Below are 17,297 nucleotides of genomic sequence, written 5' to 3' on the forward strand. Positions count from 1 at the left end.
TTCGCGGCGAACGATCCGATCTAAGACTTGGCGCCGCGAAGGAACGCGAGGGTAGGCCTTGGCGAATATTTGGCCGATCGACGACTGCCGCATACGTGGCTCGAAACTCATCAGAGCCACATTCTTGCGCGGGACTCAGTTGGCTGGTTTTGCCAATTGATCAAACCGTTCCTGGCGGCGGCCCCGACTGGGGAGTCAAGCCCTCCGCTCTTCTGGCACGGCCAAACATCCGCTGGCGTGATCATGCCGACGTCCATCCAAACTCCGTATGAATTGATAGGCCGAATGCAGTCGGATCCCAATCTTAGTTCAGTGCACGGCGGGACCGGGTCATCTCTGCTCGACGTCATCTTGGTTCTGATCTCGACGAGTTCCTGGACAGAACCGATGGTTCTGCAGGAGCGCGGCCCAATTTCGTTTGCGTCCCTACTCGTGAACCTCCGAACTTTGTGGCGTGAGAACGGGATTCAACCCGCTGTCGTCCGAGAGCGGGTCGGGCTGGCCGAAGCGGATGCTCAGGTGTCTCGCCGTCCACGTGGGTTTTGGCGCTGTGGCTCAACAAGGCAAGTCCCGCGCCGCAAAGGGCCCCTACGAGTGCGCTGGTCGGTGACCCATTCGGCATCGGGGCCACAACCGAGGCAGCCATCAGTCCTGCGAGCGGAGCTGTGGCCCCAACTGTGCTTACTGCGCGCCGGCGAACCGCACCTATGGCCGGTGAGAGCAGCGTCAGGAGCAGAACACTCCCGCCCAAGAGGCCGCACTTTGTCCAAATCCACAAGTAATAGTTGTGTGCGTAGTAGACGAGATCGACCGTCGCATCTGTCTCGGTGCGCCCAGCAACTGCGGCTGGTCGGTATGGGTACCCAAATCCGTGCCCGGTCACCGGTGACTGGGCAATCGCCTCTTTCAAGTAGGGATTCTCGCCTTGAAATCGAAACTGTGCAGATCGGTCTGCCTGGATTGCGCCGGGTCGGATGCCGTCTAGTACGCGACTGTTGAACGACGAGATCTGCTGCTCAAACCAGACCGTAGCGCTCGATGCGGGGAGGAGGAAAAGTAGGAGCGTGAGAGCTGCCGCGCTTAGCGACGCTGTCGAAACGAGGCGTATTGATCGCACCACCGACTGAATCCTCGGGCTAACAAGAATCGCGAACAGTACGGCGACGCCAATTGCGAGAATGGCGTTCCTGCTGAACCCGAGAACCACGATCATGATGGATGGCAGTCCGAACCGTGTCACGCCCCCGTGGACGCTGCGGTCAACGACGAATAGGGCAACCAGCCCGCATAAGACTGCAACGGCCAAGTACAGAGGAGGGATCTGGAGCCGAACCGCCGCTGACGTGTCATTGAAGTCCAGGCTAGCCGCTCTAATTCGCCCCGCGAGATCGACTATGCCCAAGGACCCGGCAATTGCAGTGGCACAGGATATCCACAGGAATGGTGGAAGAGTGCGCGTCAGCATTGCGCCAACAGTCGGGTGGATCCACGTCCCGCCGATAAGTAGTGCTGCAACAAGAACGAAACTGCGCCTGGTATCCAAGATGACCGCGTTGATCCCATGCCCCTGGGCCACTCCCAGGATGGCCCATAGGAGAATGCCTATCGCGAAAACTGCGGCCGCAACCAGCACCTTGCGTGGCACTCGCAGCCGGGCGGCCACAATCAGAGCAGGCACTAGTGCCAACTCGAAAACGTGCAAACTAACTGGGCCAAGGGACAGGTTCGTATCGACGGTCGACGGAAACGGGAAGAAAGCCAGCACAAGTGTGCAACCGATTGGCCATACCGCCCCGCGAACAGCTGCGTACGTGAGCCACAGCATCGACGCCGTTGCCAAGAGCAGTAGCATCGTCACTTCCCGTAGTCGCCACGCGGCCGGAGCCGCTGTACTTGATACCGAGGTACGCCGATGCTACTCGATGGATCGCGAGCACCGGGGCCTGTAGCCGGTGGGTTCGGAGCGGCGGGCCTGCGGCTGTGTCGAATGAGGCGAAGACTCCTTCCAATGAGTCGCAAGTCACTTCGGAGTCCGGAGATGACCCCGAGTGTTGCCGCCATACTAATGTCGGGCAGGGCACCACCGCTTCAGCCTTACTCGATAACGTGGCTCGCTCGGCTGAATGTGACGGCACTCGGTCCTGCAGGCGGTCGTACTTAGCCCATGAACTGCTGACTTGAGGAGCGTCGACCACGTGGCTGCGAAGTTTGGAGCGGCGACCAGTTCCTCGGGGCGCTACGCCCATATTGACGCGATGCGCGCATTGTCAGTGATGATTGTGGTTGTGGCGCACGCGGGTCTGGGGCGCTTCGTACCTGGCGGAAGTGGAGTAACGGTCTTCTTCACAATATCTGGCTTCATCATCACTCATTTGGTACTCAAGGAATGGCGCATCACGGAAGGGTTTAACATCGGAGGCTTCTACCTGAGGCGTCTGCTGAAACTGGGCCCGCCGTTTGTTGTTGTCGTTGTGATTCCCACGCTTGTATACATGTTCTTTGAGAAGATTGATGTTTCTCACTTCGTGGCTCAGATATTTTTCGTTTTCAATTGGGTGAAGGTTGGCACCTCTCCAAGTCAGCTAGACGTGCTTCCTGGGAGCGGTGTGGTTTGGAGCCTCTCGATTGAAGAACAGTTCTATGTGGTCTTTGCCCTTGCAATGGTCGCCCTAGTCCGCTCAACGCATCTGATCGCGATTTTGACTGCAGCGGGGGTTGTGGCTGCGGTTGCTCCACTCATTGTGCGGTTACTTCTCGTTACTTCGGGTTCCACACACGCTCGTACCTATTACGGAAGTGACACCAGGCTCGACGCGATTGCGATCGGTGTGCTTCTCGCCGTATGGTTTTTTGTACTCGACGAGAAGCCATCAGGGGTTGTTCGACCAATCTCGGATCGTGTGTCTAGCTTCCTGGCATCACCGGCAGCACTTGCGTTGGCGATTGGGGTCTTCGCCTTCGCGCTGATCTATCGTGATCCACAGTTCAGGGAAACGTTCCGATACACGTGCCAGGGATTGTCCGCAGCCATGGTTATCGCTTATGGGTTCTTGGCGCAAAATGACTTCGTGGCTCGGGTCTTTCGAGCGATTTCAGGATGGACGGTTCTCCGAGTCATCGGCCTAGCTTCGTACTCGATCTACCTCGTTCACCTCATCATCATCATTGCCGCCAAGAGTTTCCTCGTGGATCATATCGGCGGTCAATTGGCGACTGCCGTTCTAATACTCGTAGGCGTCGGCGCAGGCGTCCTTATCTGGAAGTTCGTCGAGCAACCTGTACTGCGCCTCCGACAGCGCTGATTATCAGCAGATTCGGCCATTTATTGAACCCGTCAAACTCCGCGTCGTGCTGCAATGAGGATGGTCATGTGCCCCCCGACCTACTGCGCAGCCAAGTACCCACAGAGGCTCGCAGATTCTGGATGGGGTGTCGAAACGCATGCCCCGCGAGCCCGTAGCCGCGATACCTGGGGCCAGGCTTGCCGGACATAAGTCTTCCTGCGAGCCGGCCGCTGAGGAGTCGGCGCCGCTGAACTTGGAGGGGCTGGATGCCGGCGACCGCGTCGAGATGAATTGGATGCATCTCGATCACGCCGGCTGCCTCCGCCTCAAGAACGAGGCGAAGTCCCTTGGCAGTGCGCGCGATCATCACGGACTCGCCGGCACCTTCGCTGAAGTCGGGATAGCCATTCTGGTCGACCTTCCAGTAGTCGCCGACAGAGATGTCCGCGTCGCCGCCTGTTCCGTCGACACAGGTCTTGCATCTCCACTGAAGGCTCCGACCCAAATTGCCGCCCCACGACTCCTTGTAGCTCATCGCCTGGGTGTCGCCATCTTCGGACGAGACAGTGAAATCCCCGGGCCACCCATTCCCCCTGTACCGGAGTGAGGTTACCTCCGCTGGTGCTGCGCCGAGCTTGATGACGAGTTGGTCTGTGGCTAGCTGACTTGGTGTCCCTGCGCAGAAGAAGGAGAGTAGTGGCGGGGCGTCGTCAGCCCCTGGGAGTTGAGATAGTTTTCGAGCCGCCGATATCTCGCATGGCTTTCCGACAAGCGCCGCGTCGCTTCTCGCAGCCCAAGTAGTGACGTTTTCTACAGGTGCGTAGCGCGAGCCAGCCGCGAGTAGTATCTCCTCGACGGTCGTTGCGTCAACTGAGCGTGTCCGCGTCGGTGCCACGGGATCGGCTGTTGAGGCGGCGACTGAGGAGACATTGCTGGATGTGAGCAGCCAGCCGGATATTGCTGTCAGAACTCCTCCACTGCTTCCGCTGTGTCGGACCGTGTCGTCACGAGCCCAAGCCCGCCATGCGGCGTGGTAGCCACCGAACTCGGGATGATTCAGGGGCCGGGCGTCTCGTGGCGCGCTGAGTGACACACCAGGGCATACCTTCGAAAAGTCTCGTTCAGAGTCGAGCCGGGGACCGGCGGGCGAAACGTCCGGCCGGAGGAATCCATCCTCATCTCCGATCCTCATGGTCACGCGGGACGAGAGCAGGGCGCAGCCGCCGCAGCCGCTACAGTTCCCGCGCTGAACGACGCGGTGTACGCGCTTAGCGAATTCGTCCGCCGGACGAGGGCCAGCGCGGAGGCTGCTGAGATACTTCATCCTTGGACCTCCAAGATGACCCCAGCCTCGCGAAGACGGCTGGCGAGAATTGCGGTGTACGAACCGAGAATCGGGTTTGCGATATCTGGGACGGACTCGGCCAAGGACGTGAGGTCAGCGAGCTGGCTATTGATCAGATTGACCGTGTCGTCGCCCGGAGAGGAGGCCGATCTGAGGTCGATCACATGCGGCCAGTTGATCGACGCCATCAGTGGTTCGAACTTCCGTGAGTAGGCCCAAGCGATAGCAGGCACGCCCTGTGAAAGAGCGTTGAGGCAGGCATGCATCCTAGCTCCGACCACAATGGTGGCACTTCGAAGGAGCCGCCTTGCCTCATCTAGAGTCTCAGGCACGACTACCTCGAGGTCCATCGATGATGGCAGCCTTGATCGCAGATCCCGGATCGCATCCACGTCGTCGAACCCGTTTCGACTATGAACCACGTGTGCGAGCAGACTGACGTCTCGCCCCTGGTTGACGAGCTCATGTATGAGATGAATGGTCTCGCGTCGATAGACCTCATGGTTGACATGCGCATCCCCAAACCAGAGAAGGCCGGAGACATTCAGTACAACGTCCCGTTTCTGTCGCCGCGGTGTGGTCGATAGGCCGAAGACGAGGTCGGTTGTGAGTATGTCCACCTCTCGTCCGAATGTGGACTTGCAGTACGCGGCGCTGCTTTCGTCACGTGTGGCAATGAGGATCGCGTTACGAACGATGGGCTTGGCAAGCGCTCTGCCCCACCTCGAGGTAAACGGTCCGATAGTTTGTGGCCCGAGCACTACAGGAATACCAAGCCGCCGAGCGCGCCACTGTGTATACGCCATGAAACTCAGACGCTTCATCCCGTAGATGTCGGTGAAGCTGTCGCCAGCGCCGGAGTCCAGTATGACGTCGTAGCTGGCGAGCTTCGTCTTGATCGGGCCCCGCCTTGAGATGAGGTCGCGCACGATCGCCCTAGTGCCAAACGAGGCCTCTGAGTCTCCCGGCCCAAAATCCTGACAATCGACGTGTGCTTCTTGAGGACTGACCGCTTTCTCGAGCGTTTGAGCGTTCCCCTGTGCCAAGACGCGAACGCCAAGGTTTGCGGCAGAGTTGTCCGCCCAGAGCACGAGCGCTCGAAGTGGCGCGCTTTCCGATGAGCCGCGAGAGTCACCGAGCTCTAGGCGGGGCGGCTCGGCTCGGGCGGCCCATCGCCGTACCAGAGGACCGAGCTTCAAGTTGGCCGCGCTCTGCCGTTTGGCAAACTTGAGAATCGCCAAATCGCCAATCGCAATAGCCGTGCCAATGTGTCCGTACCGGCGACGAGCTATACGCACATATCCGTCGGCCTTGGCCTCAGTAACAAGCGGCCCTGCGGATTTGGCACTAACGCCACCTTCGTGCGTGATTTCAACGTGGGGAAGGTACGTAATTTCGACGCCCATGACGCGTGCGCGATCGGATAAATCTCTGTCCTCGGCGTACAGGAAGAAGTTGTCGTCAAACGGGCTGCCCAGTCTCCGAGCGAGAGCGGTCTCCATGCCGAGAAACGTTCCCGGCGCTTTCGCGAACTTCGGGAGCGGCCCTTCTGGAAGGTCGGCCATGGCGCGCCGACATCTCCAGTGGGACCACTTTCGTCCAGGAGTGAACGTCCAATTCTCGTAGGCCTCGAACGCAAAGGCCCCCTCTGTATCGATGAGCCGAGGGACCAGAATGCCGCATCCAGGCACCAGGCGTTTGAGGATGGCTTCGATCGCCTCCTCACTCGGGTGGCAATCCGGATTCGCCAGTACGCAGAACGCTGCATGGGAGGAGCGAAGTCCGAGCGCGACACCCCGAGCGAAGCCGACGTTTCCGTGCCCGACGTGCGTGCGAACATTCGACCAGCCGGCCAGCGGCGAATCGCCATCATTGGACACGAGCTGGACGGTGCCGCGCACCCCTAGGTTTTTCGCTGCAGCCAGGAATGTCTCGACCAAGTGGGCAATCTCGGAGGGAGGGTTTTGAAAGGTTACGACGACAAGATCGATCGTCGGCTGTGGTTTCAGGTTAGTCACGGCAGAATCCGCCGGCCGGACGCGCGCCCATTGGATCGCTTATTGATTGAATCGACGGCTGACGAGATTTGCTGCTGCTGCTCGGCAATCCGATGGTGCCGAAGGTCCAGCATTCGACGTCGCCATGCATCGCCGTTTCGGATGAGTTCATCAATTTGCGCGACTATTTCGCCGGGCACCGGTGCCGAGTAAGCGGCGGCAGATCCAAAGTAGTTCTTAAGGACTCGTGTCGGCGACGTGAGGAGTGGAGTGCCGGTTGCGAGGGCCTCGAAGCCAGCCGACTGCATCGTCCCCTCTTGCGTCGTCAGTGCGCAAATAACATCCGCGCTGAGTTGGGCCGTTGTGTAGTCGGCGTCGGTCAAGTATCCGGTGAACTCGACATTGTCAGGCGCTGCGGCGCTCAAACCTTCCGGTGCCTTCCCAGTCAGGAGCCAACGCAAATCAGGACGAGCCTCAGCGGCACCCAGTATCTGTTCAACAGGCTCGTCAAACGCATAGGTGAGTGGCACCAAGACAGTCGCTCGACCGGTCGCCGTGCCCCTATTTGGCGAGTCAAGTGCCCTGATGGCGGCCGGAACAACGATGGTGTCCATGTCTCTTATGCGGCATAGGTCGGCGACTTCCTCGTTTGGCACTATCGCTAGGCCCCTTCGTCTGATCACGCAGGCGACGGCTGGTACTGCCCATCTCCAGCGGCGGTCCGTGAAGGTTCCGCTATGCAGATCGCCGACGAGTACCGCATGTCGAGCGTGTACGGCGACGCACAGAAGCGAGAGAACTGGTGGCTGCATGACGACTACGACAGTCGGTCGAGTTGACCGCAAAACGCGCCGCGTCTCCAGCCACTGTCGTAAGTAGCGGAGTAGCAGCGGGCCATCCGAATGAATGAAGTGAGCGTCGGCGCCGAGTGCATGTGCGAGTTCGCGAGACCGCCGATGGGACCGGTACCAGCTGATGTGAATCTGTCGCCCGTCGCCTGACCTAGTCATGTATCTCCAGAACGGTTTGGTAGGCCTCGACGAGCAACGGCACCTGGGCTTCCCAGCACAGCTCACCAGTGAAGCGCCGATGGCCGGCGCGCCCCATCTTTTCAGCTAGACCGGGGTCGCGAAGCACGATGGAGATCTGGTCTGCAAACGAGCGAGAGTCGTTCGCGTCGGCGTAGAGGGATGCGTCACCCGCCGAGAACCGGCCCTCTCGGACATCGAATTGAACTATTGGTCGGCTAAGCGCCATGTACTCAAGAATCTTGTTCATGGTTGACAAGTCGTTGAGTTCGTTGACTTCATCCGGGTTTACGCAAACGTCTGAGTTGGCGAGGATGCTTCTGAGTTCCTCATCGGGGAGTCGTCCATGAAACTCGGTTCGGTCACTCACCCCGAGGCGATCAGCGTTCGATTTTAGGCGCTCCACATCCGGGCCTGATCCTACGAGCGCAAGGTGAACATCGAGGCCTTGTTCGACGAGGTGGCGGACAGATTCAAGTAGATAGTCGATTCCTTCCTGGCGCCCCATGACACCGACGTATGCCACAAGGAACCTTCGGTTACGGTGCCAGTCAAGTGTGGGTGGAACGTCTTGGATCCATGACCGCTGTGGTCCCGACCGCACAATCGTCACTTGATCCGGCCGCTTCTTACCGCGTGAGGTTGCAACCGATTTGTAGGACTGATTAGTCGCAATGACGTGGTCCGCCAAACGGTAGGTGATCATCTCAAGCGCCATGGCGATGGCCACGAAAAGCCAACTCAGCGGCATTCGTTTGGCTCGCACCAGTTCTGGGCCCAGGTCGTGCTGGTCGAAGATGAGTGGCGGTCGCTTTGACTTGCGAACATCGGTAACAGCAAGAAAGAGCATGTCTGGCGGATTGCAAATATGAATTGCATCGAACTCAGCGGAGGACCGCTCCTTGCGTACGACCTTCCGTATCCTGCGAATGGACTGCCAATACTCGCGAACGTACCCGACCGGCGTGTTGGCCTCAGCGACAGCGCGGTATCGAATCACAGTTACCTTGTCGATTACGAACCGCCCCTCTGGGTGCCGATCGTCGGCGGGACAGACGACCGTAACCCCGGCACCCGAGTCTCGAAGCGCCAGCGCCTCTTGCCACACTCGTCGATCGAACGGGACGGGCAGATTTTGGACGACTAGCAAGAGCCTCCGCCCTCGAAGTACTCCGCTCGGAGGCGCTGAGGGAGAAGTCATGGGATTGTGTCCAGCGACACAATGGCTTTACCGCTCAGATTGAGCCCATCACCGGCGGCAGTGCAACGGACAACGAGGTCGTACTCGAGGTCTTCGGCTGTGGACTTGTCCACCAGCAGCGTCGGTATCTCAGGCAGACGGGCGAATGCGTATCCGAAGTTCTGGCCGACGAGCTTTGCTGGGTCGAGTTCGGGGTCATAGATGCTGAGTTGGTACCCCGCTTCCACAAGTCCCATGGCGAGGTCCAGATGCGGACTTTCACGCAAGTCGTCAGTACCGGCTTTGAAGGACAGCCCGAGCATGAGCACGGTGGACCCTTTTCTGAGTTCCGCCTTGACGCGACTCAGCTGGAACTCTTTGTGGCTCTTGTTTGACGGCATGAGGGCGCTGATGAGTGGCACCGAGGTGTCACTCAGAGACGCAATGTGATCCAGAGCTCGTACGTCTTTCGGAAGACACGAACCGCCAAACGGACCGCCCGGGCGAAGGTAGTAGGCGGAGATGTTCAGCTTGGTGTCGGCCACGAAAACTTCGTGGATGGACTTCGCCGACACTTCGTTTTGAGCGCAGATCCGACCGATCTCGTTTGCGAACGCGACCTTGGTTGCGTGCCAAGTGTTGTCGACGAACTTTGTCATCTCTGACTCTCGGAAGGGGAGTTCAAAGATCGGGGCTTCAATCCCCTCGTGGAGATCTACCATGCGCTGCGAACGCTGGTTGTTTAGGGTGCCGATGACCACTTTGGGAGGGTGGTGGAAGTCCCAGATTGCCGTCGACTCGCGCAGGAACTCCGGGTTGTACACCAGCTCGACACGAGATTCCATGTCCTCGCCGAGAACGGACCTGAAGATGCTGGTAACGAGCCCATCCATCGTTCCAGGTCTGAATGTCGAACGAAAGGTGATTGTTAACGGGGACGATCGATCGCCGCGGAGTGCCTGCGCGATCTGACGGGCGGAGTCCGCGACGTACGACATGTTGTGGGAGCCGTCCGCAGTGCTTGGGGTACCCACACACACCATTGCTATGTCGAACTCGCTTAGGTCTGGCATCGTCGTGGCTGCGGTCAGTTGACCGGATTCGACCGCAGTGGTGATGAGTTCTTGAATACCCGGCTCGGAGATAGGGCTGAGGCCTTTCTTGAGGGTCTCAACCTTCTGCTCATTGACGTCAACCCCGCATACAACGTGACCTTGTGAAGCGAGACAGGCTGCGGCTGTCACGCCCACATAGCCCATGCCTACGACGGCAATCTTCATGATTTGGCTTCCCTTATCTGTTGACTTTGTTGAGTTGCGACTAGATTGCTCGGTCTTCGGATGTTGGTCAGATGGTGCATGGGTTAGTAGGCCCCTTCCGTCTTGGCGACAGCTTGGACAGTGCGCCAGATGATCTGGAGATCACGCATCATTGACCAGTTCTCGACGTAGTCGAGATCGAGGCGAACGGTCTCTTCCCAAGTGAGGTCCGAGCGTCCACTCACTTGCCATAGCCCCGTGATGCCCTGCTTCACCAGCAACCGTCGCTGTGCGGGACGTGTGTACTGCTCCACCTCGCGGCGCAGAGGCGGGCGGGGTCCGACGACGCTCATGTCGCCACGGAGTACGTTGATGAATTGCGGGAACTCGTCGAGGGAGTAGCGGCGGAGGAATCGGCCCACACGGGTGACTCGGGGGTCTTCCCTCATCTTGAAGAGTGGGCCGGCACCCTCGTTGCTGCTCGACAGGTGGTCGACGTGGCGATCCGCGCCATCCGTCATCGAGCGGAACTTCAGCATGAAGAATGGCTTGCCGCCGACGCCGATGCGCTCGCTGCGATAGAGGATCGGGCCGCGGCTGTCCAGCTTGACCGCGATCGCGATGGCGAGCAGGAGAGGCAGCATCGACATGAGGAAGAGCAGCGCGAACGCCTTGTCGAAGGCCGACTTGGCGAACTTCGCAGCACCTGCGTAAGTGGGGCGCTCGAGGTGGATGAAGGGCATGTTGGAGACCCCCCGCACGTGAATGCGGGGGCCGGCCACGTCGAACACGTTGGGCGAGACCATGAGGTCGATCGAGGCACCTTCGAGCTGCCACGCCAGATCCTTGAGACCGTCGTGGCCTAGATGTTCGGTGTCGGTGACGATGACGGTGTCGGCTTCGGAGATCGAGAGGGCACCGACGAGCGATCGCTGCGTGCCCATGACAGGGATGAAGGCAGTGGGGATGTCGAGCCATTCGTTGCGGGTGCCTTTGCGGTCGGGCACCCAGACGCCCGTGACGCGATAGCCGCCGGCGCCGCCGGCGATGAAGCCCTCTGCGATGCGTTTGGCCGATCGGACGCCGCCCACGACGAGAACTCGGGAGTGCGCGCGTCCGCGGGTGCGCTCGCGCCCCAGCCAGTTGCGCCACATCTTGCGCGAAACGATCAGGCCGATCAGGCCCATCGGGAAGGCGATGGCGAGGTAGCCGCGAGAAGCGTCCCACTTGAACAGGAGGGAGAAGATCGCGATGGCACCGAACGCCATGACGGTCGTCTTGGCCACCCGCGCGTACTCGTCGGCACCGTGGCCGACGATGCGGTGGTCGCGAGTGCCCGAGACGCTCAGCGCCACCCACCAGAGGGCGGCGATCACCACGCCCAGCACGAGGTATGACGTGGTGTAATGACCGATGTTGACGGTGTTGGATGCGTCGTCGCCGAAGCGCAGCACCCCAGCAGTGGCGGTCGCGACAATCAGGACAGCGGCGTCAGTTAGTCGCAGACGGTGGGCGTAGCCGGTCTGCCACGCACCCCGGCGGGGGTTGAGCTCGCTGGCTGACACAGGCACCTCCGGACCGTCGGGGATCGCCGCAACGGTCAGATAGGTCTCGTTGGGCGTCAGGCTTCGAAGAGTTTTGAGACCGCGTGACAACTCAGCCATACGCTCCCTCGCATCCTGATTCACCCTGGGTTTCACCCACTCCCAAGGGTCACCTTATGCGCACCGCGGGGTTGGGTAGGGCGAGTTCACGAGATGGTTACGCGAGCGACGGGTGACGCGCGTCTCGTTTGAGGTTGCGGATGAGCGTATCCGGCGCTACTGCTCGGGGGCAGGCCATAGGCTTACCGCGTGAGTACCAAGGTTGCAGTTGTCGGGCTCGGCTACGTCGGGCTGTCCATCGCCGTGCTGCTGTCGCAGCACAACGAGGTCATTGGCCTCGAGATCGACGAGGGCAAGCTGAGTCTGCTCGAGCAGCGAAAGAGCCCCATCCACGACGCTGAGATCGAGCAGTTCCTCGCCCGTGACGACCTGCACCTGGCGTTCACGAACGACCCTGCGACGGCTTACGCCGACGCCGAGTACGTCGTCATCGCGACGCCGACTGACTACGACGAACAGACCAACTACTTCAACACCCGCACCGTCGAGAGCGTCATCGCCGACGTCACCAAGCTCGCCCCTGACGCGACGATGGTCATCAAGTCGACCATCCCCGTCGGGTTCGTGCTCGACGCCCGCCAGCGGCTCGGCACAGAGAACGTCCTGTTTTCGCCCGAGTTCCTCCGCGAGGGCAAGGCGCTCTACGACAACCTGCACCCGTCGCGCATCGTGGTCGGCGAGCAGAGCGATCGTGCGCAGCGGTTCGCCGACCTGCTGATGGAGGGTGCGGCCGAGAAGGGCTGCCCCGTGCTGCTCACGGAGCCGACCGAGGCCGAGGCGATCAAGCTGTTCGCCAACACCTACCTGGCGATGCGGGTGGCCTACTTCAACGAGCTCGACTCATTCTCGATCAGCCACGGGTTGTCGTCGCGCCAGATCATCGACGGCGTCGGCCTCGACCCCCGCATCGGCACCCACTACAACAACCCGTCCTTCGGTTACGGCGGCTACTGCCTGCCCAAGGACACCAAGCAGCTGCTGGCCAACTACCAGGACGTCCCGCAGACGCTGATCAGCGCGATCGTCGACGCCAACAGCACCCGCAAGGACTTCATCGCGACCGACATCCTCAGCCGCAACCCGCGGGTCGTCGGCATCCACCGGCTCATCATGAAGTCGGGATCCGACAACTTCCGCGCCAGCAGCGTGCAGGGCATCATGAAGCGGCTCAAGGCCAAGGGCATCGAGGTCGTGCTCTACGAGCCCGAGCTGGATGAGGACGAATTCTTCCATTCCCGGGTCATTCGCGACCTCGACGAGTTCAAGAAGATGTCCGACGTCATCGTCGCGAACCGTCGCGTCGACGAGCTCGAGGACGTCCGCGACCGCGTCTACACGCGCGACCTGTTCGGCTCTGACTGAGACCGATGCAGGTCGGGGTCCGAGCAGTCCGTCAGTCAGTCCGTCCGTACGAGGGACGTCCGCGTCCCGGTCGTGCCTGACGTCGCTGTTGGGCATGTCGCTGTTACCAACATTTGCGTTACTAACATCGCTGTTACTAACAGAGTTGTTGGTAACGATCTCATCGTTGTGCGGAGCCGCCCCGAGCGTCGGGGCATACCGATCTGTTTGGGTCTGACAACCCACGTCACCTTCGCGGCGGCACGTCGTTAGCGCTGCATGGACCTCGTGGCGTGTGTGTCAGCGGTGATCGCGGGAGTGAACGCGGTGCTGCTCGCGGGCCTCGTGGTGCGCTACCGACGCGAGCAGCAGGGTTCGCAGCCATACGGCCAACTCGAGCAGATCGGCCGGCTCTGGGAAGCGCGGGCTGACGGCGTCGGTGCCGACCGACGGGCGTCAGCCGCTTAGGCCCGACGATCACCGGTGCTTGGGGCGGTGCGGGCACGCGGTGCCGTACTTGATCTTGCACCGCAGCCGGCGCTGCAGGCGCCTAAGCGAGTGCGCCATCGACATGTCCGCGAGCCTCCGCACGTGTGTGAGAGGTGGCGTGCTGCGAACGACGGTGGCTGCGCTCGTCGAGCGCGAACAGGATCGCGACGGCGGCACCACTGATGCCCCAGACGGCTGCGATGACGGTGAACACCTGACTCATATCCGAGAACATACCGCGCGTATGTGTCACTCGGGTGAAGTTCTCACATCGAGGGAGGCAACTCCGAGGGGTGGTCCGGCGGAGTGTGGGGCACTGATTCGGACGGGCGTGACTCGGGGCGTCCTGCCTTGAAGCCGTGATCTGACGAGCCCATGCGCAGAGCGGCTAGCAGGACCAGAAAGCAGACGACTGCCGTGACCGAGAGGCACACGACCAGGAGCGTCACTCCCAGAGCCTACCGAGCCCTCGGGTCAGCCCGTCCCCGCTCGAGTCCACCCACCGGCACGCAGCAGGAGAAAAGTTCTCGGGACCGGGCGTCATGGATCCGACACTCGAGCGTCCTGGCCTTGTGTCGATCTGGATCTGCGTCGCCGTCGCCGTGCTGACGGTCAACATCGCCCTCGCTGCCGGCCTGCTGGCCCACTACCTGCAGGAGCAACATGGGTGCAGATGACCTGAGCCGTCACGTCGCCCAGCTGGACGCGCTGGCGCACGACCTGGCCGTCCTCGGGCTTCACGCCGAGGTGGAGATCCAGTCGGGTCGACGGGGCCGCTGGCTGGTCACTCCCGGCGAGGGGGTGCGGACGATCTCGTCGGTGCACCGGTGGTGGCAGCACAACCTCGACAACATGCACATGGTGCGTCTGGGCTGTGACGTGCTGCACCTGACGACGTCCGATCTGCAGTCGGTCGTCGTGGCGGCCGCCGACCTCGCGGTGCACGGACGCTGGGTGCTCGACGTCAGCGGCGGCGTAGCCGGGGAGTTCTGCCTGACGCCCGAGCGTCCGATCCTCATGCGGCACCCGACATTGCCAGGCCTGTGGTGGTTCGCGCCGGACGGTGAGCTGGCCGCACTCGGCCGGCTCGAGTCGGCCACCGGGCGCGCAGGGACGGTCGATGCAAGGCGCTGACCCGGCCGCGAGCGAGGGACACCTGGCCCGGATGGGCGACGTGATCGTCCGGCAGCGCATCACCGAGCTGTTCGCGCTGGACCGTCCGCTCACGGTGGTGCGCGGGCCGAGCGGCTCCGGCAAGACGGTCGCGGTGCTGCAGTGGGCGCACCAGCTCGCCGACGACGGCATCACCGTCCGGCTGTTCGACGGACAGTGCAGCACGGTCGACGACCTGCAGGTGGCACTCGACCGGCTGAAGGGCGATGACGCCGCAGCTCGGGTCGTCATCGTGCTCGACCACGTCGAGTCGTGGGACGACTGGCCAGAGGCCGAGATCGTCAGGGCGCTGCGCCACCACCCCGAGCTGACCATGGTGGTGTGCTCGCGCAAGCACCTGCCGTGGTTCACGGCCGCCGAGCTCGAGCTCGACGTGGCCCGCATCGGGATGGCCGAGCTGCGGCTCACTGTGGACGAGGTCACCGCGATCGCCGACCGGGCCGGACTCGACTTGTCGCGCGGTGCTGCCGCGGCCATCCACACGTCCATCGCCGGGATGCCCGCCCTGGCCCGGATCGGACTCGTCACGGGCAGCGCAGGCGGCACACCCACGTGGTGGTCTGAGGGCCGGGTGCGGCGATTCGTGGCCCGGCACCTGATGTCCGAGGTCGTCGACCCCGCGGAACGGGTCGACCTGCGCCGGGCGGCCTTCATCGAGCACCTCAGTGCCGACTCCCTCGGTGCTGCGGACCCCGGGGGATCGCCCCACAGGATGCTCGCGAGCCTCGAGAGCATCGGCGTGATCGACCAGTGGGTGGACGGCCGTGAGCCGATCTACTGGATGTCGGCCCTCATCCGCGAGACGCTCAAGCACGACCTCGACCGCGTCGACGTCGGTGACCTCGACGTGCTGCACGACGCGGTGATGGCGACGCTCCGCGAGCTGGGGCTGCCCCACCGGGCTCTCGCACAAGCCGTGGCCGGCGAACGCTGGAGCAGTGTGGAGGCGATCCTCGACGCGAGCGGATGGACGCTGCTCACGTCGCACGAGTCGTCGTTGCGCGCAGCCCTGCGTGAGCTGCCCGAACACATGCGATCCGGCTCGGCCATCGCACGCGCTCTGGACGATGCGATTGCCCATCGGCCCCCGCGTGACCGCGACGAGCACACCGGCGCGTGGACCCACCCACCGTCCGACGTCGAGGCCCGACTGCACCTCGAGACGATCGGGGTCGTCGCCGGTCGCCGCGCCGGCATGGCCAGGGAGATCTTCGCCTCCAGCTCGTCGGCCGTCGAGCTGGCGGCGCAGGCCCTGGACGCGTCGGGGCCCGAGCACCTCGCGGCCGCCCAGCTCGAGCTCGAGCTCGGCATCACGGCGTATGCGGCCGGTGACGTCGTCGCGGCCGAGCGGCGCCTGCGCCGGGTCCTGCGGTCGTCCGCCGGCGCGCACGCGGTGGGGGTCAGGCACGAGGCGGCCAGCATCCTCGCCCTGGTCAGCACGGTGGTGGGCGACCTGGGCGCGGCCGATCGCTGGCGCGAGGAGTCCCACGAGCTGCGCACCAGCACGGCCGCGTTCCGCTTCCCGACCGTCACGATGGACCTCGTCGACACCCTGATGTCGTTGGAGTCCGCCGCGCTACCGGTGCGTCAGGCTGGTCGCGACGACTACTCGGAGGCACCTGAGGTGATCCGCACGTGGGCGACATACGCCGAGACCCGCCAAGCCCTCGCCTGGGGCGGACGGCTCCAGGCGTTGCACCGGCTGCGGGCGTCCCGCCTGGTCGACCCGGCCCGTCTGCCGGAGACGGCCGGCCTGCTCAACGTCTTCGAGGCAGACCTCCTGCTGTCGTTGGGTCGCGGCACCGAGGCCAGCCGACTGCTGGAGACGGTGCCGACGGGCAACCTCTTCGGTGCTGTGAGCCGCGCCCGGCTCGCCCACCTGACCGGTCAACACGATCGGACAATCGACATCCTCGCGTCCCTGACCGGTGGCGTGCACCCGTTCGAGCGACTGCGTGTCGAGGCCCAGCTGCTGGCAGCGCTCTCGTACGAGCGCATCGGCGAGGCTGAGGTCAGCGGCGCACTTCTCAGACGTGCGGTGGACGTGTCGGCGTCCCTCGGGCTGGTGTCGCCGTTCTCGACGGTGCCCGAGGAGTTCCTGCGCTCCCACGAAGACCGCGTCCCATCGCTCCGCGAGATGCTCGGCGACCTGCGGGCGCTCGGGATCCGCCATCCGTACCCGGACTCGATTGGTCTCGTGCGGCTCACGCCCCGTGAGCGCGAGGTGCTGGTGGCGCTCGCCCATGGCAGCTCGGTGGACGAGATCGCGTCGCGACTCTTCGTCTCGCGCAACACCGTCAAGACGCAGGCCCGCGGGCTGTACCGCAAGCTCGAGGTCTCCAGCCGTTCGGAGGCGGTGGCCGCAGGTCACGTGCTCGGGCTGCTGCACGACTGACTGCCTCACCCCGCTTCTCACCCCCGAAGCCATCCACGTTTCACCCTCATGTCGGCTCATGGCGGGGTGCTGGCTGCGTCTCATAGGAGTCAACCACTCCTTCCGTCGCGGCTCCTGAGGTCGCGCACTCAGATTCGAGGAC

Annotated in this window: 13 protein-coding genes; 5 read left to right on the top strand and 8 right to left on the bottom strand. The window is 62.5% G+C overall.

Annotated elements, in window-relative coordinates; translation table 11 throughout:
* Positions 1-346: 346 nt before the first annotated feature.
* Positions 347-1,852: an O-antigen ligase family protein gene (locus tag JOF40_RS20335; protein WP_129185968.1), complete on the bottom strand. Its 1,506-nt coding sequence runs from the start codon at positions 1,850-1,852 to the stop codon at positions 347-349.
* 343 nt (positions 1,853-2,195) lie between these two features.
* Here JOF40_RS20335 and JOF40_RS05920 point away from each other — a divergent pair, with 343 nt between their 5' ends.
* Positions 2,196-3,302 (top strand): acyltransferase family protein, encoded by a 1,107-nt coding sequence (locus JOF40_RS05920; RefSeq protein ID WP_129180968.1) that lies wholly within the window; start codon positions 2,196-2,198, stop codon positions 3,300-3,302.
* Positions 3,303-3,366: 64 nt separating this feature from the next.
* Here JOF40_RS05920 and JOF40_RS05925 read toward each other — a convergent pair whose 3' ends face one another.
* The 6 genes from JOF40_RS05925 to JOF40_RS05950 all read right to left on the bottom strand — a co-directional run bounded on the left by JOF40_RS05925 (position 3,367) and on the right by JOF40_RS05950 (position 11,781).
* The gene (locus tag JOF40_RS05925; RefSeq protein WP_209674401.1) at positions 3,367-4,377 is read right to left on the bottom strand and encodes a Coenzyme F420 hydrogenase/dehydrogenase, beta subunit C-terminal domain; all 1,011 of its coding nucleotides are present in this window, start codon (positions 4,375-4,377) and stop codon (positions 3,367-3,369) included.
* Positions 4,378-4,604: 227 nt separating this feature from the next.
* Positions 4,605-6,647, bottom strand: coding sequence for a polysaccharide pyruvyl transferase family protein (locus JOF40_RS05930; RefSeq protein WP_129180973.1), 2,043 nt, complete (start codon positions 6,645-6,647; stop codon positions 4,605-4,607).
* On the bottom strand, positions 6,644-7,240 hold the full coding sequence (locus JOF40_RS05935) for a glycosyltransferase (protein ID WP_188111697.1): 597 nt from the start codon (positions 7,238-7,240) through the stop codon (positions 6,644-6,646). Before JOF40_RS05935 ends, JOF40_RS05930 begins: the two co-directional genes overlap by 4 nt.
* Positions 7,241-7,628: 388 nt before the next feature.
* Entirely contained in the window at positions 7,629-8,855 is a 1,227-nt protein-coding gene (locus JOF40_RS05940) for a glycosyltransferase family 4 protein (RefSeq protein ID WP_129180977.1), read from the bottom strand.
* Complete coding sequence (locus JOF40_RS05945) at positions 8,852-10,114, bottom strand: nucleotide sugar dehydrogenase (protein ID WP_129180979.1); 1,263 nt, start codon at positions 10,112-10,114, stop codon at positions 8,852-8,854. The genes JOF40_RS05940 and JOF40_RS05945 overlap by 4 nt, the downstream gene beginning before the upstream one ends.
* Positions 10,115-10,197: 83 nt before the next feature.
* The gene (locus JOF40_RS05950; RefSeq protein ID WP_129180981.1) at positions 10,198-11,781 is read right to left on the bottom strand and encodes a sugar transferase; all 1,584 of its coding nucleotides are present in this window, start codon (positions 11,779-11,781) and stop codon (positions 10,198-10,200) included.
* A gap of 165 nt (positions 11,782-11,946) precedes the next feature.
* Between JOF40_RS05950 and JOF40_RS05955 the strand changes: the two genes are divergently transcribed.
* Complete coding sequence (locus tag JOF40_RS05955; protein WP_129180983.1) at positions 11,947-13,119, top strand: nucleotide sugar dehydrogenase; 1,173 nt, start codon at positions 11,947-11,949, stop codon at positions 13,117-13,119.
* Between the two features lie 529 nt (positions 13,120-13,648).
* Here JOF40_RS05955 and JOF40_RS05960 read toward each other — a convergent pair.
* A complete protein-coding gene (locus JOF40_RS05960; protein ID WP_188111698.1) occupies positions 13,649-13,810 on the bottom strand; it encodes a hypothetical protein in 162 nt (53 codons plus the stop codon).
* Positions 13,811-14,129: 319 nt separating this feature from the next.
* Here JOF40_RS05960 and JOF40_RS19935 point away from each other — a divergent pair, with 319 nt between their 5' ends.
* The 3 genes from JOF40_RS19935 to JOF40_RS19625 are packed head-to-tail and all read left to right on the top strand — an operon-like array spanning position 14,130 to position 17,155.
* The gene (locus JOF40_RS19935) at positions 14,130-14,264 is read left to right on the top strand and encodes a hypothetical protein (protein WP_281064697.1); all 135 of its coding nucleotides are present in this window, start codon (positions 14,130-14,132) and stop codon (positions 14,262-14,264) included.
* Complete coding sequence (locus JOF40_RS05965) at positions 14,251-14,721, top strand: hypothetical protein (RefSeq protein ID WP_129180986.1); 471 nt, start codon at positions 14,251-14,253, stop codon at positions 14,719-14,721. Before JOF40_RS19935 ends, JOF40_RS05965 begins: the two co-directional genes overlap by 14 nt.
* On the top strand, positions 14,708-17,155 hold the full coding sequence (locus JOF40_RS19625; protein ID WP_129180988.1) for a LuxR C-terminal-related transcriptional regulator: 2,448 nt from the start codon (positions 14,708-14,710) through the stop codon (positions 17,153-17,155). Before JOF40_RS05965 ends, JOF40_RS19625 begins: the two co-directional genes overlap by 14 nt.
* Positions 17,156-17,297 lie beyond the last annotated feature (142 nt).

The sequence above is a fragment of the Aeromicrobium fastidiosum genome (assembly GCF_017876595.1).
Taxonomy (GTDB): Bacteria; Actinomycetota; Actinomycetes; order Propionibacteriales; family Nocardioidaceae; genus Aeromicrobium; species Aeromicrobium fastidiosum.

What these genes read in the sequence shown, in the direction of transcription:
- JOF40_RS05935 (WP_188111697.1), bottom strand. Translation starts at nt 7,240, where the DNA reads ATGGACACCATCGTTGTTCCGGCCGCCATCAGGGCACTTGACTCGCCA.
- JOF40_RS05945 (WP_129180979.1), bottom strand. Translation starts at nt 10,114, where the DNA reads ATGAAGATTGCCGTCGTAGGCATGGGCTATGTGGGCGTGACAGCCGCA.
- JOF40_RS20335 (WP_129185968.1), bottom strand. Translation starts at nt 1,852, where the DNA reads ATGCTACTGCTCTTGGCAACGGCGTCGATGCTGTGGCTCACGTACGCA.
- JOF40_RS05940 (WP_129180977.1), bottom strand. Translation starts at nt 8,855, where the DNA reads ATGACTTCTCCCTCAGCGCCTCCGAGCGGAGTACTTCGAGGGCGGAGG.
- JOF40_RS05965 (WP_129180986.1), top strand. Translation starts at nt 14,251, where the DNA reads ATGGGTGCAGATGACCTGAGCCGTCACGTCGCCCAGCTGGACGCGCTG.
- JOF40_RS19625 (WP_129180988.1), top strand. Translation starts at nt 14,708, where the DNA reads ATGCAAGGCGCTGACCCGGCCGCGAGCGAGGGACACCTGGCCCGGATG.
- JOF40_RS19935 (WP_281064697.1), top strand. Translation starts at nt 14,130, where the DNA reads ATGGATCCGACACTCGAGCGTCCTGGCCTTGTGTCGATCTGGATCTGC.
- JOF40_RS05960 (WP_188111698.1), bottom strand. Translation starts at nt 13,810, where the DNA reads ATGAGTCAGGTGTTCACCGTCATCGCAGCCGTCTGGGGCATCAGTGGT.